The 22,064-nt window shown below is 40.7% G+C and carries 23 protein-coding genes; 14 read left to right on the top strand and 9 right to left on the bottom strand.

Features of this window, described 5'->3' with window-relative positions; translation table 11 throughout:
• The first annotated feature begins 10 nt into the window (after positions 1-10).
• The 3 genes from EHQ64_RS19810 (at position 11) to EHQ64_RS19800 (ending at position 2,330) form a co-directional block, all read left to right on the top strand.
• Positions 11-1,126 (top strand): DegT/DnrJ/EryC1/StrS aminotransferase family protein, encoded by a 1,116-nt coding sequence (locus tag EHQ64_RS19810; RefSeq protein ID WP_135651538.1) that lies wholly within the window; start codon positions 11-13, stop codon positions 1,124-1,126.
• Positions 1,127-1,333: 207 nt separating this feature from the next.
• Positions 1,334-1,699, top strand: coding sequence for a hypothetical protein (locus EHQ64_RS19805; RefSeq protein WP_135651537.1), 366 nt, complete (start codon positions 1,334-1,336; stop codon positions 1,697-1,699).
• A 163-nt stretch (positions 1,700-1,862) separates the two neighbouring features.
• Positions 1,863-2,330 carry a Dps family protein gene (locus EHQ64_RS19800; RefSeq protein WP_016543993.1) on the top strand — a complete coding sequence of 156 codons (468 nt, stop codon included), beginning with the start codon at positions 1,863-1,865 and terminating at the stop codon, positions 2,328-2,330.
• 106 nt (positions 2,331-2,436) lie between these two features.
• On the opposite strand, the gene EHQ64_RS19795 is transcribed toward EHQ64_RS19800, so the two are convergent.
• Positions 2,437-4,740, bottom strand: coding sequence for a hypothetical protein (locus tag EHQ64_RS19795; protein WP_135651536.1), 2,304 nt, complete (start codon positions 4,738-4,740; stop codon positions 2,437-2,439).
• Between the two features lie 325 nt (positions 4,741-5,065).
• On the opposite strand from EHQ64_RS19795, the gene EHQ64_RS19790 reads away from it, so the two are divergent.
• Positions 5,066-6,280 (top strand): helix-turn-helix domain-containing protein, encoded by a 1,215-nt coding sequence (locus EHQ64_RS19790; protein ID WP_135651535.1) that lies wholly within the window; start codon positions 5,066-5,068, stop codon positions 6,278-6,280.
• Here EHQ64_RS19790 and EHQ64_RS19785 read toward each other — a convergent pair.
• Together EHQ64_RS19785 and EHQ64_RS19780 are read right to left on the bottom strand one after the other, a co-directional pair.
• Positions 6,261-7,595, bottom strand: coding sequence for a peptidoglycan recognition protein family protein (locus tag EHQ64_RS19785; protein ID WP_135651534.1), 1,335 nt, complete (start codon positions 7,593-7,595; stop codon positions 6,261-6,263). The two genes, EHQ64_RS19790 and EHQ64_RS19785, sit on opposite strands and share 20 nt — an antisense overlap.
• The gene (locus EHQ64_RS19780) at positions 7,589-8,170 is read right to left on the bottom strand and encodes a hypothetical protein (RefSeq protein ID WP_135651533.1); all 582 of its coding nucleotides are present in this window, start codon (positions 8,168-8,170) and stop codon (positions 7,589-7,591) included. Before EHQ64_RS19780 ends, EHQ64_RS19785 begins: the two co-directional genes overlap by 7 nt.
• Positions 8,171-8,245: 75 nt before the next feature.
• Between EHQ64_RS19780 and EHQ64_RS20280 the strand changes: the two genes are divergently transcribed.
• Entirely contained in the window at positions 8,246-8,413 is a 168-nt protein-coding gene (locus EHQ64_RS20280) for a hypothetical protein (RefSeq protein ID WP_167882438.1), read from the top strand.
• 79 nt (positions 8,414-8,492) lie between these two features.
• Here the strand turns inward: EHQ64_RS20280 and EHQ64_RS19775 are convergent, their stop codons facing one another.
• Together EHQ64_RS19775 and EHQ64_RS19770 are read right to left on the bottom strand one after the other, a co-directional pair.
• Positions 8,493-8,894 carry a GxxExxY protein gene (locus EHQ64_RS19775; RefSeq protein WP_135651532.1) on the bottom strand — a complete coding sequence of 134 codons (402 nt, stop codon included), beginning with the start codon at positions 8,892-8,894 and terminating at the stop codon, positions 8,493-8,495.
• Positions 8,895-8,993: 99 nt separating this feature from the next.
• Positions 8,994-9,785, bottom strand: coding sequence for a tetratricopeptide repeat protein (locus EHQ64_RS19770; protein WP_135651531.1), 792 nt, complete (start codon positions 9,783-9,785; stop codon positions 8,994-8,996).
• A 47-nt stretch (positions 9,786-9,832) separates the two neighbouring features.
• Between EHQ64_RS19770 and ribH the strand changes: the two genes are divergently transcribed.
• The 5 genes from ribH to EHQ64_RS20455 all read left to right on the top strand — a co-directional run bounded on the left by ribH (position 9,833) and on the right by EHQ64_RS20455 (position 14,891).
• Positions 9,833-10,294 (top strand): 6,7-dimethyl-8-ribityllumazine synthase, encoded by a 462-nt coding sequence (ribH, locus tag EHQ64_RS19765; RefSeq protein WP_135651530.1) that lies wholly within the window; start codon positions 9,833-9,835, stop codon positions 10,292-10,294.
• Between the two features lie 3 nt (positions 10,295-10,297).
• Positions 10,298-10,762 (top strand): transcription antitermination factor NusB, encoded by a 465-nt coding sequence (gene nusB / locus EHQ64_RS19760; protein ID WP_135651529.1) that lies wholly within the window; start codon positions 10,298-10,300, stop codon positions 10,760-10,762.
• Entirely contained in the window at positions 10,710-12,779 is a 2,070-nt protein-coding gene (locus tag EHQ64_RS19755; protein WP_167882437.1) for a tetratricopeptide repeat protein, read from the top strand. Before nusB ends, EHQ64_RS19755 begins: the two co-directional genes overlap by 53 nt.
• Positions 12,780-12,814: 35 nt before the next feature.
• Positions 12,815-14,116 carry a HEAT repeat domain-containing protein gene (locus EHQ64_RS19750; protein WP_210410899.1) on the top strand — a complete coding sequence of 434 codons (1,302 nt, stop codon included), beginning with the start codon at positions 12,815-12,817 and terminating at the stop codon, positions 14,114-14,116.
• A 385-nt stretch (positions 14,117-14,501) separates the two neighbouring features.
• Complete coding sequence (locus EHQ64_RS20455) at positions 14,502-14,891, top strand: hypothetical protein (RefSeq protein WP_246048857.1); 390 nt, start codon at positions 14,502-14,504, stop codon at positions 14,889-14,891.
• Positions 14,892-14,901: 10 nt separating this feature from the next.
• Here EHQ64_RS20455 and EHQ64_RS19740 read toward each other — a convergent pair whose 3' ends face one another.
• On the bottom strand, positions 14,902-15,543 hold the full coding sequence (locus tag EHQ64_RS19740) for a hypothetical protein (RefSeq protein ID WP_135651528.1): 642 nt from the start codon (positions 15,541-15,543) through the stop codon (positions 14,902-14,904).
• The gene (locus tag EHQ64_RS19735; RefSeq protein WP_246048856.1) at positions 15,515-16,162 is read right to left on the bottom strand and encodes a J domain-containing protein; all 648 of its coding nucleotides are present in this window, start codon (positions 16,160-16,162) and stop codon (positions 15,515-15,517) included. Before EHQ64_RS19735 ends, EHQ64_RS19740 begins: the two co-directional genes overlap by 29 nt.
• A gap of 107 nt (positions 16,163-16,269) precedes the next feature.
• On the opposite strand from EHQ64_RS19735, the gene miaB reads away from it, so the two are divergent.
• From miaB to EHQ64_RS19720, 3 genes are all read left to right on the top strand, one after another.
• Positions 16,270-17,619, top strand: a complete 1,350-nt coding sequence (gene miaB / locus EHQ64_RS19730) for a tRNA (N6-isopentenyl adenosine(37)-C2)-methylthiotransferase MiaB (protein WP_135651527.1) — start codon at positions 16,270-16,272, stop codon at positions 17,617-17,619.
• The gene (locus EHQ64_RS19725) at positions 17,616-19,394 is read left to right on the top strand and encodes an LptF/LptG family permease (protein ID WP_135651526.1); all 1,779 of its coding nucleotides are present in this window, start codon (positions 17,616-17,618) and stop codon (positions 19,392-19,394) included. Before miaB ends, EHQ64_RS19725 begins: the two co-directional genes overlap by 4 nt.
• 73 nt (positions 19,395-19,467) lie before the next feature.
• Positions 19,468-20,304: a hypothetical protein gene (locus EHQ64_RS19720; protein ID WP_135651525.1), complete on the top strand. Its 837-nt coding sequence runs from the start codon at positions 19,468-19,470 to the stop codon at positions 20,302-20,304.
• A gap of 11 nt (positions 20,305-20,315) precedes the next feature.
• Here the strand turns inward: EHQ64_RS19720 and EHQ64_RS19715 are convergent, their stop codons facing one another.
• On the bottom strand, positions 20,316-21,122 hold the full coding sequence (locus EHQ64_RS19715) for an FcpA-related putative periplasmic flagellar protein (protein ID WP_246048855.1): 807 nt from the start codon (positions 21,120-21,122) through the stop codon (positions 20,316-20,318).
• Between the two features lie 93 nt (positions 21,123-21,215).
• Here EHQ64_RS19715 and EHQ64_RS19710 point away from each other — a divergent pair, with 93 nt between their 5' ends.
• On the top strand, positions 21,216-21,662 hold the full coding sequence (locus EHQ64_RS19710; protein ID WP_135651523.1) for a methylglyoxal synthase: 447 nt from the start codon (positions 21,216-21,218) through the stop codon (positions 21,660-21,662).
• Between the two features lie 8 nt (positions 21,663-21,670).
• Here the strand turns inward: EHQ64_RS19710 and EHQ64_RS19705 are convergent, their stop codons facing one another.
• The gene (locus tag EHQ64_RS19705) at positions 21,671-22,054 is read right to left on the bottom strand and encodes a hypothetical protein (RefSeq protein WP_135651522.1); all 384 of its coding nucleotides are present in this window, start codon (positions 22,052-22,054) and stop codon (positions 21,671-21,673) included.
• Positions 22,055-22,064: the final 10 nt, after the last annotated feature.

Here is a 22,064-nt window from a genome sequence, read left to right as displayed (position 1 = left end):
AGGAGACCATATGGGCGTACCTTTCATAGATATAAAACGATTCGAGCCGGGATTATTAGAAGCTTGGGAAGAGAAAGTAAAAACTCTCAGTAAGAACGCTTCCTTTATCGGGGGAGAAGAAGTCGTAAACCTTGAAAAAAATCTGGCTCAAGCTGCCGGAACAAAATATTCGATCGCTTGTGCGAACGGAACAGACGCACTTCAGCTTGCATTAAGAGCTCTCGGAGTAGGAAAGGGAGACAAAGTCCTTGTTCCGGACTCTACATTCTGGGCAACATTCGAATCGGTAGTAAACGTAGGAGCGGATCCTGCTACTGTGGATACGGATCCTGACGATCTCCAAATGGATTTTGAAGAATTCAAAAAAGCTTTGGATGAAGTAAAACCAAAAGCAGCTATTATCGTTCACCTGTACGGATGGGGAAGCGCAAAATTAGAAGACTATCGCAAACTTTGTAAAGAGAAGGGCGTATTTCTATTGGAAGATGGCGCTCAGTCTTTCGGAGTATTATACAAAGGTAAACCAGTATACCAAGACGCGCTGATCACCACTACTTCCTTCTACCCTGCAAAAGTATTGGGTGGAGCAGGAGACGGTGGAGCGGTATTCACCAATGACGAAGAACTTGCAAACAAAGTCAGAATGCTCGGAAACCATGGACGGACGTCCCACTACGGTTACGGAGATGTGGGTTGGAATTCTAGAATGGATACCTTACAAGCTGCATTCTTAAATTTGAATATTCCATATCTGGATGCAAGGATTGTTTCTCGCAGAAAATCCGCTGAAAAATATTATGAAGTACTTCCTACATTGGGAGTGAATGTAATTCACCCTCCAAAAGATTTCTTGGAGAATGGATATTGTAACGTAACTCTTTTTGATCCGGCTGAAAGACCTAAGATCCAAGAGGTTTTGAAAACAAAAGGGATCGGATTCGGGGTAATTTATCCTGGAGCGATGAGCGATCAACCTGGAGCGAAACCGTACATCGTAGGAAAATTTGGAAAAGAACATAGAACGGGAAAAATCTGCGATTCTATATTAAACTTTCCACTTTTCCCTTACATGACCGATTCTGAATTGGAAGAAGTTTTCACTGCGATCAAAGAATACCGAAAATAAGATTTTCCACATTTGGCAAATTTTAAAGCCGCCTTCGGGCGGTTTTTTTATATCTAAAGGAAATTTTCTTCGAAGATGATGACCGTATACGTTTTTTAAATGTATTTCGATAGTATGCTGTATTGGAAAAAAATAATCTTATTAGTTTTTGTATCGATCCATTTTGGTTTTTGCATTTTGGATCCTGTTTGGGATCAGATAGATAGTATGGATGGAAAAATAAGTCGAGGGGAAGGTAAGTCCCTTTTCGTGAATGCTGTAATCCTTAAATCTTCTACATGTTCCCAGGAGTATCAGTCAGATTTCTCATTTGCAGCTTCGTTTACTCTAAAAGGAGACGGTTGTTCAGCCCCAGACAGTGACCATAAGGCATACAAAGAGGTTAGAAGTTGCGAATCTTCCTATGCTTATATTGATAAGAGCACTCTTAACGGTTGTATCAATCAAGTTCTGCTTACCCCTTGTAATAGCTTTCGGGAAGAGAATCAGTTCTTCGGTATGAGTTTTACACTTCCTACTTTTCCTGCTTGTGTTTCCGCTTTTAATACGGATCCACTTTATAATTATCTTTAATAGGGGTTTTTGCTTAGGAGATCTTTCTATTTTTCTGAAAAAAATTAAGGATTCCGAGTTGATTTAGATCCTAGGGAATTTAAAAAAATCGATTAGAAATCGTTTGCTACTGTCTAAACTATATGTTTAGAATGATTCTAAATAAATAAAATAGGAGAAACTCATGAAGCCGAATATAGGAATTCCGGAAAAAGATAGGGAAGCGATCAACCAAGGATTACAAAAACTTTTAGCGGATACGTATTTTTTATATTTAAAAACTCATAACTACCATTGGAACGTTACCGGGCCCTTATTTAATACATTACATTTGATGTTTATGACCCAGTACACGGAACTTTGGAATGCATTGGATCTAGTTGCGGAAAGGATCCGTTCTCTCGGATACCCCGCTCCAGGAACATACAAGGCATTCTCCAGTCTGACTTCCTTAAAAGAAGAAGATGGAGTTCCTAAGGCAGAAGATATGTTAAAAAATCTAGTCGAGGGTCACGAAGCAGTGATCAGAACTGCGAGGGCGATCCTTCCTTCTGCAGACTCAGGCGGCGACGAAGTGACAACGGATCTTCTAACCCAAAGATTGGAGATCCATGAGAAGACCGCTTGGATGCTCAGAAGTATGTTGGAGTAATTTTCTAATATTAGAAAAATTGAAATTTAGGATCAAATCCTAAAATAAAAGCCCGAGAAGTAAGATCCGGTATTTGATCTTACTTCCCGGGCTCGTTGAGAGTAGTTTAGAGAGTGAGGATATACTCCACTAGATCATCCACCTCAGTTGCGGTGGCGGAACACCAAGGGTGAGGGGCTGCAGGTAATCCGATTGGTTGAGCAGTGCCCAATTCCTGCGGTCCATATTCCCTTCTCATCTTTTGATAATCCCAGTAATACCAATCCGGATCCCAAGGAACGGTTACAAAGTATTTATGTCTTTCAATGAACCTGTTTCTTTTCGTACCAGCATCGTTATTCGGTGACTTGAATACTCTAAATACGTCCGACTTTCTGTTTTGTGGAGGATATGGTTCAGGATGATCCGCTCCGCCTAGTGCAGGAACTACAGGTGCATGAAGAGTATAGTATTGGTTGTATAGAGAGGATCCTTCCGTGCATCGTGCAGGGTTGACCAAGTCTTCTAAGTTACGAACGTGACCGTCGCTCAAAAGACCTCTATGTTGTACCCAATACATATCTCTTAAGAAAGTTGCACGGACGGATTGTTGTTGTTTATGATAAATTGTAGGAGCGAAAAATCTTCCTACTTCGTTGATCTTGAACATCTTCTCGTTGGAGTTCAAACCGACTTTATCATTATGGCAAGATCCACAATCTCTTTGGAAAGTAGCCTTACCTCTTGCAACTGCCGCTGCAATTCCAGGTTGGTTTTCCCATCCAGATTGTACGAATGCTCCTTCTCCTGGATCAGCTCCCGCTTGTGCGAGTAGTTTTCCTTTGGATTTCAACCAACGATAGATCCCGACTTGTCTGAGTGCCTTGTCATTCTGATCTAGTTTAGTCATGTACGCAGTGAGAGCTTGCAATTCTTTTGCATACATTGCTCCGGTCGCTCCATCAGGTTCTTCCGAATGGATATAAGATCCTTCGAATCCAACATAAGATTCAGTATGAGAAAGAGATCTTCTGATTCCCATATAGTTGGTTACGTTTGGAATTGCGATCGGAGAGAATTCGTAATCGTTATCCGTTTCGCTACCTTCTCCTTTGATACGGATCAAAGAATGTTCTCCCGCGCCTTGAGGCATAACGTAGATCAGCATAGTCTTATCCACATCTTTAGAAGAAGAATCGAAACTAGGTCCCGGCTCGTTCTCTTTAATCCCTTTAAAATCTCCTAATAAAGACCATTTCATGGACCATTTAGGATTCGGAAGTCCGGGAATAACTTTTGTTACGGTATTTCCTGGAGAAGCTTCATAAGTGATCTTATACCCGTGGCAAGAAGCACAGTTAAATCCGATCCATTCTCCTTTACCAGTGTAAGGGTGAGAAGCTTCTGCATATCTATATCCTGCCCAACCACTATTCTTAGTAGTTCCTTTGAATAATTGGTCACCGCCTAAATATCCAGGGATCGGAGTAGGTTGCGGATAACGATCAAAGTAAATATTATCGATCGCTGCGGAAGGAACTTGTCCTGCAACAGTTTGGTAAGCGCCGAATAGAAGCAGAGGATCTGCAGTGTATCCAGTAACAGGATCTTTTGCTTGGTATGCAAAAATTTTCTTCCAATCCAAATTACGGATCGCGTGAGCCACACCTATATTGAAGTCGTAAGACCAGAAAATCTTTTCACCTAAGGCTAGAATAGAAGCAAAACCGGGATTATTCACATTCACTTGGAGAGGAGTTGTTCCCTTTGCATCGCTGAGGATAGAGACTACATCACATTTATGTTTGAAATCTTCGTCAGTTACCCTGCGTGTTTGTGCATCGATTACGTTATGAGGTTGTCCCGGATGTAATAAAGAGTCGTTGTATCCAAGCCTTTTTTGGATCTGAACGATCAAAGCACCTGAAGTTGCATGCTCGGGAATTTTGAATTGGATCTGATTATCAGTCCAAGCAAGAACGTATTTGCTCCAGCTATCCAAAGGTTCATCCACTTCGAAGTTCACCTGTTTGGTGATATCCAATCTTTGTTCGAACATTCTTAGATCGGTCTCTAGGATCCTTGTATTTCCGATCATAATTTTAGAGAAGTCTATCTCTGGCCCCGCACCGAAACCTGTTCCTTTCAGAGTGATCGTTTGGCCCGGGCTAAATGTTGGAGTTGGGTAAGCCGGCCCATCCGTCACAGTTTGCCATACAAGATTTCCATTTACCAGCACCTGCTGTAAAACCGGTTCAGGGAAAGAAGATGCGGACACCGCACGAATTCCTTCTCTGATCGGATCAAATTTACATACTTCTTCCTGGTTGGGGAATTCAGTAAAAATTCCTACGGGGCAACCCGCAGCTAATACAGCCATCCCTAACAAGGCGCACCGCAAATAACGTTTTACGGCACGTGTTCTTTGCATTTCCATTTTCCGCTCCTAGTCCGGAGTCTTGAAAGGATCCCGGATCAGTTCTGGCGGAAAAGAATACTCCATAAGAAAAAAAGGGTCGTCCGAGAGACAAAATTCGAACGTTCGAGTTTTATTATTCGAACAGTTGTATAAAAATCCGAATTTTAAAAATAAGTGGAATATAAGCAAAAGAGAGATTTTTCCATTTTGAATTAAGAAAAATGCAAGTGTTCGAAATAAAAATTTTCCTTATATTTTATTGGATGCCAAATGGTTCTAAGCAGTGTTTTGATTGAGAACACTTGACAAGCCTAGGTATTTTCTTAATATACCGCCTATGTTAAATCCCGAAGTGGTAACTCCAATATTCTACTTCGGAAGCGGCCTTTCCTTTTTATTAGTGATCCAAAGGTTGATTCCGCCAAAAAAACGAAGAGAAGACAGGATTGGAGCACTTCTGTTTCTTTCGTTGGGGATCATACTATTTGCAGTTGCGAATGTAGTTCTTGAAATTGATCGAACTTACCCGCATGCAATCTTCTTATTACTCACTTCTTTTTCGGCTATCGGCCCCTTATCTTTGCTATATACGCATTCTTTGATATACCCGAACCAAACATTGTATCGAGACATACGGCTTCATTGTTTAGTTCCTGGACTTTTTCTGTTAGGCGAGATCTTTTTTTTCGGAAGGCCCTGGGATTCGATCATTTCAGATCTAGGTGACTTTAGAAATATTAGATATAAACATTTTCTCTCTTGGGGATTTTTCCTAACGACTGCACTAACTACTGCCTATTTCGGATTCAGGTATAGAATGCTTCTGACTGTGATCTCTATCCCGGATTTAAAGTCTCAGATCCGTTTTATTTTTGTACTGGCTACCATTACGGTTTTTGCAATGTATTCTTTGGTGTTCGGATTCATGTTCGGGATGGATCTTTTGTTTCGGATTGGCGGTTTACTTGTGACTACAATCGTTACGATGTTATTTTTGGCTCCTTCTCGTTATCCCGATTTTTTTGCACCTTTGACCCGCGAAGTTCGAAAGAAGAAGTATGAAAAGTCATTACTAATAGGTATAGATCTGAATCTGTTGGAACTTAGGATCCAGGAGCTTATGAGAGAAGATAAACTCTATAGGGACCCTGAACTCACTCTACATTCCTTATCTGAAGATTTAGGGATTAAACCGTATCAACTGACAGAGTTTTTGAACGAACATCTTCAAACAGGTTTTCATAATTATATTAATGGTTTCAGGATAGATGAGGCGGTAAAACTTTTAGAAGAAAAACCGGATCAGGATATTCTTTCCATCTGCTATTTCGTTGGATTTAATTCCAAATCTTCATTCAACGATGCTTTCCGAAAAGTAACAGGTAAAACCCCAAGCCAATTAAGGCAGAAGAAGTTGGAACCTTCTGAGAAACAAAAGATACATACTAGCCGATCCGGTTTGCCTCTCGGAAAAGGGATCGGTGGCATGGTTGAACTCGGTTCTGAAAAAATTTCTGTGAAAAATCGGCCGGTTAAGGCTGAAAATCGGTAAAGAGAAGGATCCACTCTTCTCCAGTCCTGTCATACCAATCCTTTTCGGCGTAATAAGTCCCACCTAAAAGTTCTATCACCCTTTTCATATAAGGTTCTCCCGGATCGAAATCCAGAGCGTCCAGGAATATGGAACCTCCCCATTTTTTCTTGGCTTGGGTATGGGAGAAAATCCCTTTCAAGGATTCGATCTTCTGGTTATTCAAAGGGATCTCGTATTTTTTGCAAAGCTCTTGTACAAGTTTAGAAACCGCAGTAGTTTGAGCATGATTAGCAAGAAGCATCTCAGTATCTTTTCCTACGATCTCTATCTGGAAACAATTACGGTTGGTCCCGGTCGCTGCTGCGGCCATATGAAGAGGAGAATCTAATAATTGATAAATTTTTCCGTCTTTATCCGCGAGAAAAGTAGCGGCTAAATTCCGTTTTTCTAATACTTTAAGAGTTCCGTCATAATCATTGATCGCGGTAAAATGTAATACCACACAATCCGCGGAGATCGCTCCTCGATAATTGTATCTAAGTCTTTTTTCTTCTATCAATAAACCTTCGGGTGTTTTTTCTATCGTTTCTAATTCCGCTATAGGAGTAGAAGTAACTCCTCTTCCCTTATCGTAGCTCGGATCTTTTACTTCTCCATTTTGTCCTACAAAAGGTTTTTCCTTTCTAAGTACCCATTCTCCGTATCTATCCTTCCATTCCATTTCGGAGAAATAAGAACCTCTTAATTCTTCTAATAAGGATTTGAGAACATTTTCATTCCCACAGTCGCTCCCATTTAAGAAGCCACCGAATTTTTTCTTGGCCTGGCTATGCGTGAAGATCCCTGAACGAGAACCTACATCGAAATTGGAAACCGGGATCCCGAATTCTTTTGCAGTCTTTGCGATCGAATATAAAAGGGCCTTTTTTTGGATCGGGCGTTTGAGTAATTCTTCCTTATCTCCTTCCCAAGAAATATGGATCATATTTTGATCCGTTTTAGGTGCCGCCCTCAGTAAAAAATTCCCAGGCTCTTCTAACCCGTAAATTTTTCCTTTTTTATCCACTATATAATGCACAAGCCATCCTGAATGTGCACTTTTTGTAATGTATTCTTCGGTGGATAATCCTTTCGTGTGATGGATGAGTATCCCGCTTACTTTATTTTTTTTACGGACAGAAGAAAGATCCGTAAGTGTTCGATCCGCAGGAAGTAATTGAGCGATCGGATGTATGGGAGAAACATATTCTGCAATGGAAAAATTCGTCTCCGGCAAAGAAGAACAAGTGGATAATAAAATATAAAGTAAGATGAGGGGGATTGTTTTTAACATCCTTTCTCCGTGAGTTTTTCTTTTAATAAGGAAAGATCGGATCTGACTCTTTCTAAAATGGATTTTGCTTTTGTATGTTTATTGAGTAAGTCTTTGTATTCTAAAACCGCATGGTTTTTAGGAGGAGTGTCGAACTCCGGCTCTAAAGGAAGAGTCTCCAAATCCCTAAGAGCAGCTTCTGCCTCTGTCCTGATCTTGGTCCAATTCGCAGTGTGTCCGGAATAGATCTCTTTCGGGAGTTTTTCCTTAGAGGTTTTGATCCGATCTTCCATCTGAGGCAGATCGATCCGCAAAAATTCCCCCAGTGCTTGGGAATCTTGGACCAATTCCTCTAAGATACTACTTAGATGTTTTTCAATCGCTTCTCTTTGGGTATGGATTGCTTTTCTGGCCCTTCTGAAGATCCGAAGCATTGCCAAGGAAGAAAGAAGTAATACAGATAAGAAGACCCAAAAGGAAAACTTGGAAATTGCCCAGCGAAATCCGGGAGAATCGAACCATTCCTGCAGATAAAACGCAGAGAATCCTAATCCGATAATTGAGAAGATAAATACGAGAGCAAAAATTCGCCTCATTACTTTCTCATTTAGTAAAAGGTTTTCTTTCTGTCAAGGTCAAGACGGACCTTCTCGAAACCGAAACTAATAGGGATGGATGCTTCTGCTGATCGTTACCCTTCTCCTCCCCGCAAATCCGACCCACCTAAGGTCGTAAACCTCGGATTTTACCGGATCAAAAAAACTCTTAGAGAAGAAGGTTTCGAAGTCGTGGAAAAAGCGGACGGCAAGATAACACTCGTGCTTAGAGTGAAAGAATAGCCGCAGAGAGAAAAGAGGCGCGAAGTTTTTTTCACGCAGAGTCGCGGAGCCGCAAAGTTTCGCACAGAGGACACGGAGATCACTGAGGGTTTTCTCGGTAACCGTTCACTAATCTAGTAATTCCATTCTTTAACAAGGTCTCATTAAAATTAATAAGTAACCCATACTGTAAGTTCATTAATCGCAAATACGTGAGCGTTTGTTTTGCATGTATCGGCAATAGTTTTTCCACCGACTTTACTTCGACAATTACTTGCTTTTCGACCAATAGATCGATTCGAAAGGCATTCTTAAGGATAATATCTTCGTATTGGAATGTGATACTCTTCTGCCGATCAATTAAGAGATTCTGTTTTTGTAGCTCCTTTTCTAAGATGAATTCATAAATCGATTCGAATAAGCCAGGACCTATATCTTTATGAATTTTTAAGGCAGAGCCAATGATAATCTCTGTAATTTCGTTGATTTGCAAATCTTTCATACTTAACCCCTAATATTTTACGGGTCTTAGCATGCGTAGTCTGATTGCACTTTTTTCCTAATATCTCTGTGTCCTCCGTGGTCTCTGTGCGAAAAAAAATTAAGAACCGGATTCTTCTAAGGTGGGGAGTTCGTCGGAGAATTCTTTCGGTTCCGGTTTTTTAGGGATCAGTGTTTCTCCACAGGTTTTTTTAAGAAGTGCATCTATTCTGTTTTTTTCAGGAGAGTGGGGAAGTATTCTGAGATAAATTCTATAATTACGAACTGCACCAGCGCAATATCCTGTTTTTAAATAAAGACTTCCTAAAAGTCTTCTGGCTCCCGGATGAGCAGGCTCATGTTCTATGATCTTTGTGGCGAGTCTCATAGATTTGTCCGGATTTGTTTTTGCGTTCTTCTTGGATTCTTCCCAGGTTTTGATTAACTCTTCTTCATATAAATAATAGAGTTGGTTGTTTCCCATTTCTAATACTCTAAATACGATCGCGTCTTTCGCTCCACTTTTGCAAACTCCGAACCAGATATCTTCTCCGCTATCCGTCATCTTGTTCCCGCTGAGTTTTAAAAGATCACTTCCATCTAAACAACCTGCCATCTCATATATATCTCTCATTGCAGCTGGAGAAACTGCGAGTAATACTCTAAGTTGATTTCCATAAGAGGCGATATCGTCTTCAGGTAGTGCGTCTTCCGGATTGACTACGTTCGGAGAGTCGTTGAAGATCCTAAGTTTGATTGAGGATTCTAAAACCCAGTCTGGTAGATCCAAACTTTTGATAAATGCATCCTTTGGTTTCCAAAAGGAACGGATTGTTTCGCAGGAAACGAGAAATCCGAATAGGATCAGGAATATGCAGATTTTAGGGATAGAAGCTTCTTTTCCGGTTGCCACTCAGGGTAACTTGTGTTTTCTCGATATAAGAAGCAACCAGGAAACAGATGCCTCAAGAATTGAAAGCCAAGCTAGACGGAAAGGGACAGAAACACTGTATCGTAGTCTCCCGTTTTAATGAATTCATAGTCGAAAGCCTTTTAAAAGGCTCCCTAGATGGACTCCACGCAACCGGAGTAGAAGATAAGGATATTACTGTAGTCCGTATCCCTGGAGCATACGAACTTCCGATCGTAGTGTCCAAGGCCGCGCAAAGTAAAAAATTCGATTCTATCATTTGCCTAGGTGCAGTGATCCGAGGAGCTACTGCTCATTTTGATTTTGTTGCAGGAGAATCTGCGAAAGTTGGATCTATCGGAGTGCAACATTCCGTTCCAGTGATATTCGGAGTTTTGACCACCGATACGATCGAGCAAGCTATTGAAAGAGCGGGAACCAAGGCTGGAAATAAAGGTTATGAAGCCGCTTTGACTGCGGTGGAAATGACCAATCTTCTGAAACTTCTCTAATCTATGTCATCTTCCCGAAGGAAGTCCCGAGAAATTGCATTAATGGCGTTATATCAGTTGGAGCTGGTGGATCCCGCTTTGTCGGAGGTCCTAAAGTTCCGTTGGTACGATAAAAAGATCGAAACGGAAGAAAGGGATTTTGCCATTTCGATCATAAATGGTGTTGTGAAAAACGCAGAAACAATCGATACTCTCATCAAGAAGTACTCGAGGAATTGGGATTTTGCCAGAATTTCCCCGGTGAACAAATGTATTCTTCGTTTGTCCATTTATGGGTTATTGTTTTCCAAAGAAATTCCACCTAGGGTCACGATCGACGAAGCAGTCGAGCTGACCAAGGAATTCGAGAGTGAGAATTCTGTTCCGTTTATCAACGGGGTTTTGGATTCAATTCTTCAGTACGAGACGAACCGACATGGAAAACCCGATCCGCAAGAACCGAATCTTCCTGGAGACGGAAGAACCTAAACCTTCCTACTATTATGGGGACGAGCCGGAAGAGTTTCGTCCTAAACGTCATTATAATCCGATGGCATTTGCATGGGGAGCACTCGCTGCTTCTCTTCTTCTTTTGCTTGGTCTAGCGATTTGGTATTCTTTTTTCAAAGAAGGAAAGTCCGGATTCGGAACAGGAGTCGCTGATGGTAAATCTCCTCTTATGCCAAAGGGAAGTTTGGCTCAGGAGTTACAAAGACCTTATCTTCCTGACGGTACAAACAATCCTCTTCTCACCAAATGTGTTACCTTATACAAACAAAATTATAGAAAACAGGCCTTCGATTATTGCACTGAGTTTTTGACCGGGCCCGCTACAAGCCAGGAGAAGTCATTGGCTTTGACTGTTCTGGGCGTGATCTATGATGAAGACGGAAGATTTCCTCAAGCGATCGATTCTTTGCAGAAGGCGATCACTTTTGACGGGAATAATGTATACGCTTATTATAATTTAACGTTAGCTTATGCTCATAGCGGTCAAAATTCTGCTGCAAGAAGCACTGCACTTAAGGCGAGAGAGATCGCGCCGAACGATCCTCGTATCGCTCTTATGGCAGGAAATCTTTTCAACGAGATCAATGATCCGGAAGCGGCGATCGATGCTTACAAACAAGGACTTTCTTCTTCTCCGGACGATCCTTATTTAACTTATAATCTTGCATTAAGTTATTTTAAAAAAGGTGAGATCCCTCAGGCAGAAGAACATTTCAAATTGGTCGTGATGAGGGCGAGAGGCGGAAAACTCGCCGCTCTTTCCAATTCTTATTTGGGGAATATCTCTTATAATCGTGGAGATTATATTTCTGCGGAACATTATTTTAGAGAGGCTACTACTCTTTCTCCGAATGATGCAAAGTCTTTATACAATCTTTCTATCGTTTTGAAGAAGAATGGTAAGTTAGAAGAGTCCGTAAAATATCTGGAGCTTGCGAATCAGGCAGGTTCTAATGATCCTGAATTATTCCGTTCTATCGCGGAAGGTTTCGAGCAGTTGAATCAAGGAGAGCAGTCTATCAATGCTCTTCAAAAGGGTTTGAAATATAATCCGAATAATTTGGATCTTCTATTCCAACTTGCAGAGACGTATTATAATCGCGGAGATCTTCTGGCAGCAGAAGAAACATACAGAAGGATCGTAGACTCCACTCCAGGTGATAGTTTCACTGAGACTGCTTTATTGAATCTGGGTGTTGTCCTAGATCAGATGGAAAGATACGGAGAGGCGATCACTTATCTGAATCGTGTTTTGGATCTAAATCCTAAAAACGCTAAGGCATATTATAATCTAGGCCTTGTATACAAGCATACAGGAAACGGCACCCAAGCAATTGAAAATTTCCGTAAGGCTTCTTATCTAGATCCGAATGATATCAAAGCTAAAGAAGCCTTGGGTGATTATTATTTGGAGAGTAAGTTTTATAGAGAAGCGATCGAAGAATATTCTGCGCTCTTCAAACAAAAAGAAGATTACTATAAAGTAGCTCTCAAGCTCGCAGAAGCATATATGGGAACCGGAGAATCCTCCAGCGCGGAAAAGATCCTTTTACAGGTCTTGAATCAATCCAGAAATGCGTCGGAGATCAAACAGGCTCATAAGAAGCTTGCTCTTCTATACAATAAATCCAAGGACCCGGATCTGAAAAATAGGGCTAAAGACGAAGCGTATCGTTCTGCTCATATGGATCCGGAAGATTACGAAGGGCGATTGGTCCTTTCTAAAATTTTATTGGACTCTAATTCCGTTTTAGATAGAGAGAAGGCGATAGAAGAGTTAACTGCGATCGTTCGATCCGAAGTAAAACCTAAGACAGCTTCCACCGCTTATAATTATCTGGGAGTTGCTTATTACAAGAACGGAGAATATAAAAAGGCGGTCCGTTCCTTTCAAAATGCAATAGACTTAGATCCGTCCAATACGGAAGCTTACGATAATAAGAGAGCCGCAACGGCTGCGTTGGAGGATTCCTCCAAGAGGGACGGTCTTTTCTGAAAAGAATTCCATTCTTTGGTCTGATTTTTCTTTTTATCTTCCATTTCGGCGGAAACGTTTTCGCCGAAGAACAAAAGGATCCTTTTAAAGAATCCGTATTGTCTAAGGGAAGATCTCAGGCCAGATCCATTTCCGAGATCAAATCCAAGAATCGTCTGGATTTGGTAAAAGAACTTCCTAAAATTATTTCAGAGCCAGAAGCGAGAGACGATAGTATTTTCGCCACTCTCGCTTTATTTTCCGAATTAGAAGATCTGGATCCTCTTGCTCCGAATTGGGCGACTGAACTCGATACAGTTTTTAAAAATACTAAAAATACGGAGATCCAAAATAGGATCTTGGAACTAGCGGATCGCAGAAAAGAAAAAAGACTGATCTATGCGGTAATTGCAGGTTTGACTCATACTGATTTCGAGGTAAGACAATCTTCCTACAGATACGTGCAGGGGATCAAAGACGATAGAGCAATGCCTCATGTGTTGGACTTAGCTGTTTCCAATAACCCAGTGTATCGGGAATATTTTTTAGAATCTGCGATCTGGATCAAAGATGAAAGGGTGCAAAACCTGATCAATAAATTCGCTTCCGACGATAGCCCTGCGCTTCGCAGAAGATTTTTCACTGTATTAAATAGAAATAATATTCCAGATAATCGAGGGAATATTCCCAGAATGGCGGCCTCTGATCCTGACGAGGATGTTCGTTTGCATGGTTTGGAAATTTTAAAGAATAGAAAAAGTAGGCAGTATATTTCCTTATTCTATAAGGGGATCACTGAAACGAATCCTGACCTTAGAAAGATCTGCACGGAAGCTCTTTTTTATTTGGGCGATAAACAAGGGGCAAAGTCGGTTTCAGAACAGTTGGTTAAAGAGAATGTTCCAGGCCTAAAGGCAAGGCTGATCGATCTTCTATTGGAACTAGGCGCTCATGGCGGAGGCCAAGGTTTATTAACCGTTCTGGATGCGGATAAGGATGCAGGTCTTCGTGCTCGTGCCGCAGAAGTAATGGGGAAACTGGGATATAATCCCGGAACGAACGAGTTAAAACGTATATTCGAAAAAGAGAAAGTAAACGAAGTGAAACTTTCTCTATTAAAGGCTCTCGCAGAATTGAAGGATAAAACTTCTGTTCCTGCTCTTATCTCTTTTGCTTTGAACAATAAAAAAGAATATTTGCCACTTCGACTCCAAGCGATCGATACTGTTCGGATCATAGGAGATCCTGAATGTTTACCTGCGTTATTCGATGCATACGTGATCGAAAAAACTCCGGAAGTAAAATCCGAAATGGAAAAAGCAACCAGAGAGATCATTTCTATCAAAGTTTCTAGGTAGAAAAAATAAAGTCTAAATATAGATTTATGCTCTTGTAAATCTCCGTGAACTCTGTGTTCTCCGTGTGAACTTAAAAGGGACTTGAAAATATTTTTCGCACAGAGATCACAAAGAGCACAGATGTTTGGAATAAAATTTTGAAATACTATCTTATTGTTTTCTTATTCTTCACATTCTCCTGTAGAACTGAGGTGGAGAGGAAGTATCTGGAAAAAGAATCCTGGAAAAAGAATCCTGGGAGAAGAAGGCTGGGATTGCGGAAAGGCCGGAGAAATTTCGGCCTGCATATGATATAAGAGCCTGGGAAATCAAAGGAAATTTTCTAAAACAAATATTAGAAGATCCGAATAATAATAGTCTTCCGAATAAAAGAGGCACAAGTATTTTGGATCCGAATTTGGGTTGGGATCCGAAAGGGAAAAGAGTTTTTTTATTAGATATCCGTTCCAATACAGTGTATCGCCCGGTAGATCTTCTGGGCGAAATCGGGATACGTTTAGGAGATTGTGAAGGGATGGATAAGATAGAATATCCTTATACCTATTATTTTTTCCCTTCGGAAAAGGGAGGAAATTCTCAGATCTCTAAATATGAATTCGAAAATTCTAAACTAGATGCAAAATCTAGAAAGAAAATGCTGAATTCGTACGAAGAAGAAACGAAAAGGGTTTTGGTAGCTTTCAAAAATTCCTGTTTCAAGGACGGAATAAATCAGATGGAAGTTCAGATGCTCGGATACGAACTTCTATCTTTTAAGTTTTTCTTTGAATATTAAAACCGATCTTTTATAGATATTGGTTGAGATATTCTTTTCCTTTCAGGTGACTCGGAAAAAGAATTGGGAATTCTACACCAGTGCGTTTTCGTTTTCTTCTATAAGCTTTACTGGATTCAGTATAAACCTCGTATTCCGATTCTACTCTAAACAGTAATTTTTCCCAGAAAAGGAAATGATTGTCTATGAATTCCTGGCGAACGTCTTTTGCTCTGGAAGTAAGAGGACATTTTGTTTGGAATTCCTGCATGAATACGAGCCCTACTAACACTCCTCTTGTATCCAAATAAGGTTCTAAAGGGAATGTCCTACAGCTAATAGATCGATTTTCTCTTTCGCAATGAGCGACGCCCTTACATTCACAAAACGTAATTTTCCTATGATCGTATACTGCGAATTCTTTTTTTTCCTCTCTGGTCATAGGGACGTATGCTTTCCAAAGATCGGTCCTTTTGGATAACATTTCATATTCTGCTTTGTATAATGCCGGAAGAGCATTGTCTGCTTGGCAACAAACCGGGATCCCTCCGTTGGAAGGAGCGCATAAACTACCACAATTGTATTCTGTGACTTCCTCCTGAAGAAGAGTATAATAATACTGTATTTCGTCTTCAGTAAGCGCTTTAGGATCCGATGTCCGAGACTTCTTCATTCTGCTCTATTTCTCTTTTTTTCTCTCTGAATGAGATCACTTTTTCCAGATAGAATATTCGGAACAACGAGTAAGTCGTTCCCATAAACGTTGTGGAAATTAAAAGTCCCCATCTACGATAGAAAAGGTCGACACCCGCCGAGAGCCAACCGTTTTTCTGAAATATCACGAAAACAAGAGAGGAAAGAACTAAAATTGAAAAACATGCCAATATAAAATATACAGTGGCTCTGAAGATCCAAAGTTTATCTTCCCTTTCATACTTTAGCATGAGGAATTGTTTGTAGAGTCTTTCATATTCCTTAGGTGTGGAGATCTTTTGTACTTCGAAATATTTTTCGAATTCTTCCGGGACTCCTTCCGGGTCAGGTAAGACTAATTCGTAATCTAAAGAAGAATCATAACGTTTACGGCGAGTTGGATCGGAGAGGTGATAATAAGCTTCTGCGCCTTCTCTTAATTCCGCTTCTCCCCATGGGACCCAGGAATGTTCTTTTAGGTCTTGTACATAACGATGAAACGCCTCCTCTACCATTCGGGTAGAAGCGTCCCTGGAAATGCCTAGCAGTCCATAATAGTCCGTTTTTCGACTTAAGCCTGTTCCGGATCGATTCATCATATTCTATTCAAGAATTGTGATTATGATCCGATTCTAAGCGGAAAGGAAACTTTTTTTTAATGTTTCGAGCGGGTTGACAGGGTCTTTCCCTCTCCAAAACTGGACCTATGAGCGTTCTAGAAGTCGAGAAAAAAGCCGGAAAGGTATATATAGAAACCTATGGCTGCCAAATGAACGAATACGATTCAGGGATCGTATCCAGTTTAATGCAGGGCGCTCAGTTTGAGACCGTTACGGATCCGGAACTTTCGGATGTTATCTTCTTAAATACTTGTGCGATCCGGGAAAATGCTCACGCCAAAATTTATGGCAGGCTCCAAAGCTTAGGCTATTTGAAAAAAAGAAACCCGGATCTGGTTATCGGGGTTTTGGGTTGTATGGCCCAAAATTTGGGAGACGATCTATTTCATCAGGAACTTCCTTTGGATCTGGTTGTAGGTCCGGATAATTATAGAACTCTTCCTGATCTGATCCAAAATATTCGTACAGGTAAACAGCCCGTTTCTTTAACCCGTCTTTCTAAGATAGAAACGTATGACGAGATAGAACCTCGCGTAGTAAATGGGATCCAAGCATTCGTTACGATCATGAGAGGCTGCAATAATTTCTGCACTTTCTGCGTGGTTCCTTATACAAGAGGAAGAGAGAGAAGTAGAGATCCTCGTTCTATCGTTCGTGAGACCCAAGATTTGGTTTCACAAGGTGTAAAACAACTCACTCTGCTTGGCCAGAATGTGAACTCTTATAAATCAGAAGGCTCAGACTTTGCAGGTTTGATCCGTCTTTTATTAGAAGAAACTGATATAGAAAGGATCCGTTTTACTTCTCCTCACCCTAAAGATTTTCCGATGCATCTTTTGGAGCTCATGGCGGAGAACCCTAGATTCTGTCCGAACATTCATCTTCCTTTACAGTCCGGTAATACGGAAGTATTGGAGAACATGAAAAGAACTTATTCCAAAGAGGAATTTTTGGAAGTAGTGGATCAGATCAAAACGATTGTACCGAATGTGGGACTTACTACGGATATCATTGTTGGATTTCCGGGAGAAACGGAAGAGCAGTTCGAAGATACATTGGATTTGGTCCGCAAAGTCGGATTCGATATGGCGTTCATGTTCAAATATTCCGAAAGAGAAGGGACCATCGCTCAGAAAAGATATCCGGATGATGTTCCGGAAGAAGTGAAAGGGGAGCGTCTCACTAGATTAGTGGATCTTCAGACTTCTATTTCTTTGGAGCAGAACCAAGCAAGGATCGGGAAAGTATTCCCGATCTTGGTAGAAGGACCTTCTAAAAAATCTTCCAAGGAAGCTTGCGGTCGCACTCCTTGCGGGAGAATGACCGTTTTCAAAGTACAAGAAGGCGTAGACGTTAACTCTCTTATAGGTCAAACAGTCTCCGTAAAGATCAATTTTGCTACGAGTGCCACCTTGAAAGGAGAGGTGATCGAGTGAAAAAGATCTCCCGTACATCGGGAGGCGACTCCTCTCCTAAGAAAAAAAAATCGACCTCTCATAAGGCGGATACTACTGGTTTCGGAACGGAAGCTTCCGGAAAAGTAGAACAAGGAAAAGATCTTCGTTCAGTTAGAGTTCATAGTGTTGCAGATCTTCCTGCTGGTTTTTTTGTTCATACGGATAGAGAGAAGTTTTGGAGATGGATACCGATCTTAGATCGTTATATTCTTTCCGAAATTTTTCCTTCCTTCCTCGTAGCTCTTCTATTTTTCACAAGTATCTATATGGCGATCGCTCTTAAGAGTATGATCGGTTTGTTTGTAGGTAAGGGAGTGGATCCGTTCCGACTTTTGGATTATTTCGGGTACTTGCTTGGGAATATTCTTCCTACAACCGCTCCTCTTGCATGTTTGATGAGCGGAGTAATGGCAGCAGGAAGACTTTCTGGCGATTCAGAGATCACTGCAATCAGATCTGCGGGTATAGGCTTCTCCAGGATCTATATCGTATTTATAGGATTCGGAATATTCTTAGCTTCTATCGTTGCTTATCTTTGTTTTTATCTTTCTCCGATCAATACCCGAAAAATGACCGAATTTAATAAATGGGTTTTGGCATATAATCCTCTTCTTGCATTAACTCCCGGTCAATTTGCAGGGGACCAGGTCCAAAACGCTGGCTCAGAAAAAGCGATCGCAATGTATACGGAAGGGGTGAACGCAAAAACGGGGGAACTTTCCGGAGTTCAGATCAGAGAATGGACCGTATTTATTCCGCAAAACCAAGACCCATTTTTAGTTTCTTTAGGTGCCGCAAGTAAGCCCATCCAATTAGGAGAATCTTATATTACACAAATCATATCCGCCAAAAAAGGGACCCTGGTGGAGAAAAAAGGACCTGACGGAGAATTCGAAAAATCCATACGTTTGAAAGACGCTTGGATCTTGGAATGGGATCGTGCAAAACAACAATTCTCAGTAGGCGATCTTAGAAAAGGGGAGATGGACTATAACGTTCCGAAATCCGAAGAGAAAAAAAGTTTAGAGATCAATGTGGATCCTGGATCTTTCACACTTTGGGCCTTGATCGAGATCCGAGACAATATTAAGTCCGGAAAATTGGAAAGAATTCCTGGTTTAGAGATCCTGAAAGAGATGAATATAGACTCTGACGGAAAGGAAACTTTAAAAGATAAACTTCTACGTTTACAATTCGAATTACCGAATATTATGAACGATCCGACTCTTTCCGACGCTCAAAAATCCCAGAGTGTCGCGGTCGTTCTACAATTGACTACTTTATTGAAGGAAGCGAAAAAGAGAGTCTCTCAATTTGATGTTGAGATCCAAAGAAGATACGCGATCCCTGTCTCCTGCATTATTTTTTCGTTAGTCTCCTTACCTTTAGGTCTCGTAGTAAAACGTTCCGGTAAAGGTATGAGTTTTACGATGGCGGTAGTTTTGATCATCGTGTATTGGGCGCTTTTTACTTTTGGTTCGAATGTTTCCGAGAGTTCTAAATTTCCGGTTTGGTTGGGACCTTGGAGTGGGAATATTGCGATCGCCATCATAGGTTCCGTGGTAATGTTAAAACGAACCGATATGCGCTTTCCGCCAAGCGTAGTAAATTTCTTTCAGATCCTGGGCAATTTTTTATCTCCAGTGATCCGCATTTTGTCTCGGATTGTAGGACCTTTTTCTCCCCTAAAAACAAAATTGACAGAGGGAATCAAAAAATTATCCTTATGGAGAAATCGAGAAAATCGTAGTTAAATCCCGTTTTTTCGAAGGATGGGGTTAGCTTTAGACGTCTCATTTAGGGCGTCTGTTAAGGGGGAAGTCGGCTTTGAAAACCGCGAATATTTGGCATATCACTTCCGGAGCTGAATTCCCCGTACATATATGGAAACATCCGAGGATCAATATCGAACTACGTAAGGTCCAGCTTAAGGACTACAGATCGATCGAATTGGATGCTCAAGATATCAACGTATTCTATGTGAATACTAACTTGAAAGAATGGGCCGAGATCAAAGAAGATTTTCTTAAACGTTTCGAACTACATCCTTTTGTCGCACTTACCATCATCTCCTCTCCCGACGCAGAAGAAATTTTCAATAAACTTTCCCCTAAAGGCAAAACGGAAGTTCTGGAAAATCCGGTCCAGCCAAGAGCACTCAGGATCATATTGGATCGTGTAATCCAAACCGAATTTTTCAAAATGGTCGCAAACGAGATCGGGAATAGTTGTCTAGCTAACGTTGGATTTTTCGAGGGAGTATTCGAACTTGCTAATAAGGAATACAAGGATGCGCATAAGGCAAACGCTGCGTTACATGCTATCCTTGAGTTCGAAGCAAAAATTAAGAAGAATAACGAAGATATAAATAAAGCGATCGAAAGGGTAAATGAACTTAAGAACCAAGAGTTACTTACCCTACATGAACGCCTGAAAGTTTCCGAAATTATAGATAATCTGAAGACTATGGAGCTGAAACACGCTCTGGAGTTAAAAAAAGCCACCGAAAGAGCCCTGGAATATTCGAGTATAGAAGAAATAGAAATGAAGAATATACTCGAAGCTCAAACCAAACTTTTCGAGTATACTGAACAGGAAATCAAGGAACTAGTCGAGGAAAACAAACGTTTAAGAAAAGAACTCGGCCTTCCGGAAAACAATTAATCCGTTTTCGATCAGTCTCTGGCAAAAAGTTCTAATACCTTTTTGAATTCGTAGGAATTCCTACCATACGCTTTTTCCGCATACAATATTCCGTGTTTTTTTCGCTGATCCTTATAATATTCCATACCTTCCGGATGCCCTGATTTTTGGGCAGAGAGATACATTCTTTCATAACAATGAGATAAGATCCGATGAGGTTCCGCTTCGTCGTTGAACTTGGGATCTAGAGATATATATTTTTCCAGAAATTCCGCGGATTGATTGAAGTTTTTCAAAGCGTATTGGTGCTTAATAAATTCGCGATATACTCCAGCCTGTAGTTCTAAAAAAGAATCCGATCTTTTAATTTTCGGATTTGCGATCTTATCCATATTCTTCATTGCGAGAGAAAGGTTTTTTACGGATTCCAATCTTGCTTTAGTGAGCTCTCGGTTGAAGGTCCGTTCTGCGTTTTCTAGTCTTGTTTTTCTTTGCCAAGGGAATCGTTCCGAATCTAGGATTTTCCCTTCTTCCTTTTCTCTTTTGGATTTAATACTATCGGAAACTTTTCTGAACCCGTCCATTGCTGTGGATAAATATTCTTCCGTTTTCTCTAAGGATTTTTTGGAACTGTCTTCTGAAAAGTCCCCAAGAATATCTATATCCTTAAATTCGGTAGGATCGTCACTCCAAGGACCTTCTTTTACCGACTCTGGGATCAGTAATTCCAGTCTTTTAGGCCGATCATGAGGATCTTCTTGTGAAAATAGGTATGAAGTCGAGGCGATCAATAGAAGTAAGAAAAAAGTTCTTAAGCATGAAAGCTTGTCGAGTTTCATTAACACTAAGATCGGGAAATGCTTACGGGAGATAAACCATAAAAATGGTTTCATTTGAAAAGCATTCTGCAGAATTTGATTTAGGAGCATTCAATGCAAGGTCCTGAAGTCCCTAAAACAAAACGAATCGTACTAATCGCTCATGATAATAAAAAAGAAGATTTAGTAGAATGGGTGCAACTTCATAAGGAAATTCTTTCTAAACATCATCTATATGCTACTGGGACTACTGGCAAGATTGTTCATGAAAAGACTGACTTGCCTGTTCATAGATTTTTGTCCGGACCGCTGGGTGGAGATCAACAGATCGGAGCAAAGATCGTGGACGGAGAGATCGATGTGGTGATCTTCTTCTGGGATCCTTTGACTGCTCAACCTCATGATCCGGATGTTAAGGCGCTTTTGAGGATCGCGGTTCTTTATAATATACCGATTGCAAATAATCGTAGATCCGCAGATTATCTGATCTCTTCGGATCTACTTGCAAGTTCCTACAAAAAAACTACGATCGATTATAATACAGGTCTTCCTATTTACTAACCTTCGTCTTATTTTCCGTCTTCCGTAAAAGCGGCTCTATACGCTTCCGGAGGGCAGGTCAGATAGCTACAAGAATAGCTATCTGACGAAACTTGTGTCCAAGAACCCATTTCAGTTAATTCATCGCAGGAAACTTTATAGGAATTCGATTTTCCCTTCCCTGTAGGAATTCCTGCACAAGAGAAAACTGGTATGTTCTTATAACAGGAACAATTTCCTTCGAAGGCTCTCGTATCCGAACAATATACACAATCCGATCTTTGGCTGCCGTTGAGTGCGGTAGAGAGTAAGGATTGGTTTTGATAATCCTCTTTTTCCTTTTTCGTGTTCGGATCGGAACTGCATGTAAATAGAATTAAAATAAACGAAATTATATAATATTTATTATTCATGATAAATTCC

The organism is Leptospira sarikeiensis (assembly GCF_004769615.1).
Taxonomy (GTDB): domain Bacteria; phylum Spirochaetota; class Leptospiria; order Leptospirales; family Leptospiraceae; genus Leptospira_B; species Leptospira_B sarikeiensis.
Note: the sequence above shows the minus strand (reverse complement) of the source record. Positions and strands in the feature narration are given on the sequence as shown.

Bases quoted from the DNA above. Each gene is read 5' to 3' on its own strand.
- EHQ64_RS19810 (WP_135651538.1), top strand. From the start codon at position 11: ATGGGCGTACCTTTCATAGATATAAAACGATTCGAGCCGGGATTATTA.
- EHQ64_RS19805 (WP_135651537.1), top strand. From the start codon at position 1,334: ATGGATGGAAAAATAAGTCGAGGGGAAGGTAAGTCCCTTTTCGTGAAT.
- EHQ64_RS19800 (WP_016543993.1), top strand. From the start codon at position 1,863: ATGAAGCCGAATATAGGAATTCCGGAAAAAGATAGGGAAGCGATCAAC.
- EHQ64_RS19795 (WP_135651536.1), bottom strand. From the start codon at position 4,740: ATGCAAAGAACACGTGCCGTAAAACGTTATTTGCGGTGCGCCTTGTTA.
- EHQ64_RS19790 (WP_135651535.1), top strand. From the start codon at position 5,066: ATGTTAAATCCCGAAGTGGTAACTCCAATATTCTACTTCGGAAGCGGC.
- EHQ64_RS19785 (WP_135651534.1), bottom strand. From the start codon at position 7,595: ATGTTAAAAACAATCCCCCTCATCTTACTTTATATTTTATTATCCACT.
- EHQ64_RS19780 (WP_135651533.1), bottom strand. From the start codon at position 8,170: ATGAGGCGAATTTTTGCTCTCGTATTTATCTTCTCAATTATCGGATTA.
- EHQ64_RS20280 (WP_167882438.1), top strand. From the start codon at position 8,246: ATGGATGCTTCTGCTGATCGTTACCCTTCTCCTCCCCGCAAATCCGAC.
- EHQ64_RS19775 (WP_135651532.1), bottom strand. From the start codon at position 8,894: ATGAAAGATTTGCAAATCAACGAAATTACAGAGATTATCATTGGCTCT.
- ribH (WP_135651530.1), top strand. From the start codon at position 9,833: ATGCCTCAAGAATTGAAAGCCAAGCTAGACGGAAAGGGACAGAAACAC.
- nusB (WP_135651529.1), top strand. From the start codon at position 10,298: ATGTCATCTTCCCGAAGGAAGTCCCGAGAAATTGCATTAATGGCGTTA.
- EHQ64_RS19755 (WP_167882437.1), top strand. From the start codon at position 10,710: ATGGAAAACCCGATCCGCAAGAACCGAATCTTCCTGGAGACGGAAGAA.
- EHQ64_RS19740 (WP_135651528.1), bottom strand. From the start codon at position 15,543: ATGAAGAAGTCTCGGACATCGGATCCTAAAGCGCTTACTGAAGACGAA.
- EHQ64_RS19735 (WP_246048856.1), bottom strand. From the start codon at position 16,162: ATGATGAATCGATCCGGAACAGGCTTAAGTCGAAAAACGGACTATTAT.
- miaB (WP_135651527.1), top strand. From the start codon at position 16,270: ATGAGCGTTCTAGAAGTCGAGAAAAAAGCCGGAAAGGTATATATAGAA.
- EHQ64_RS19715 (WP_246048855.1), bottom strand. From the start codon at position 21,122: ATGAAACTCGACAAGCTTTCATGCTTAAGAACTTTTTTCTTACTTCTA.
- EHQ64_RS19710 (WP_135651523.1), top strand. From the start codon at position 21,216: ATGCAAGGTCCTGAAGTCCCTAAAACAAAACGAATCGTACTAATCGCT.
- EHQ64_RS19705 (WP_135651522.1), bottom strand. From the start codon at position 22,054: ATGAATAATAAATATTATATAATTTCGTTTATTTTAATTCTATTTACA.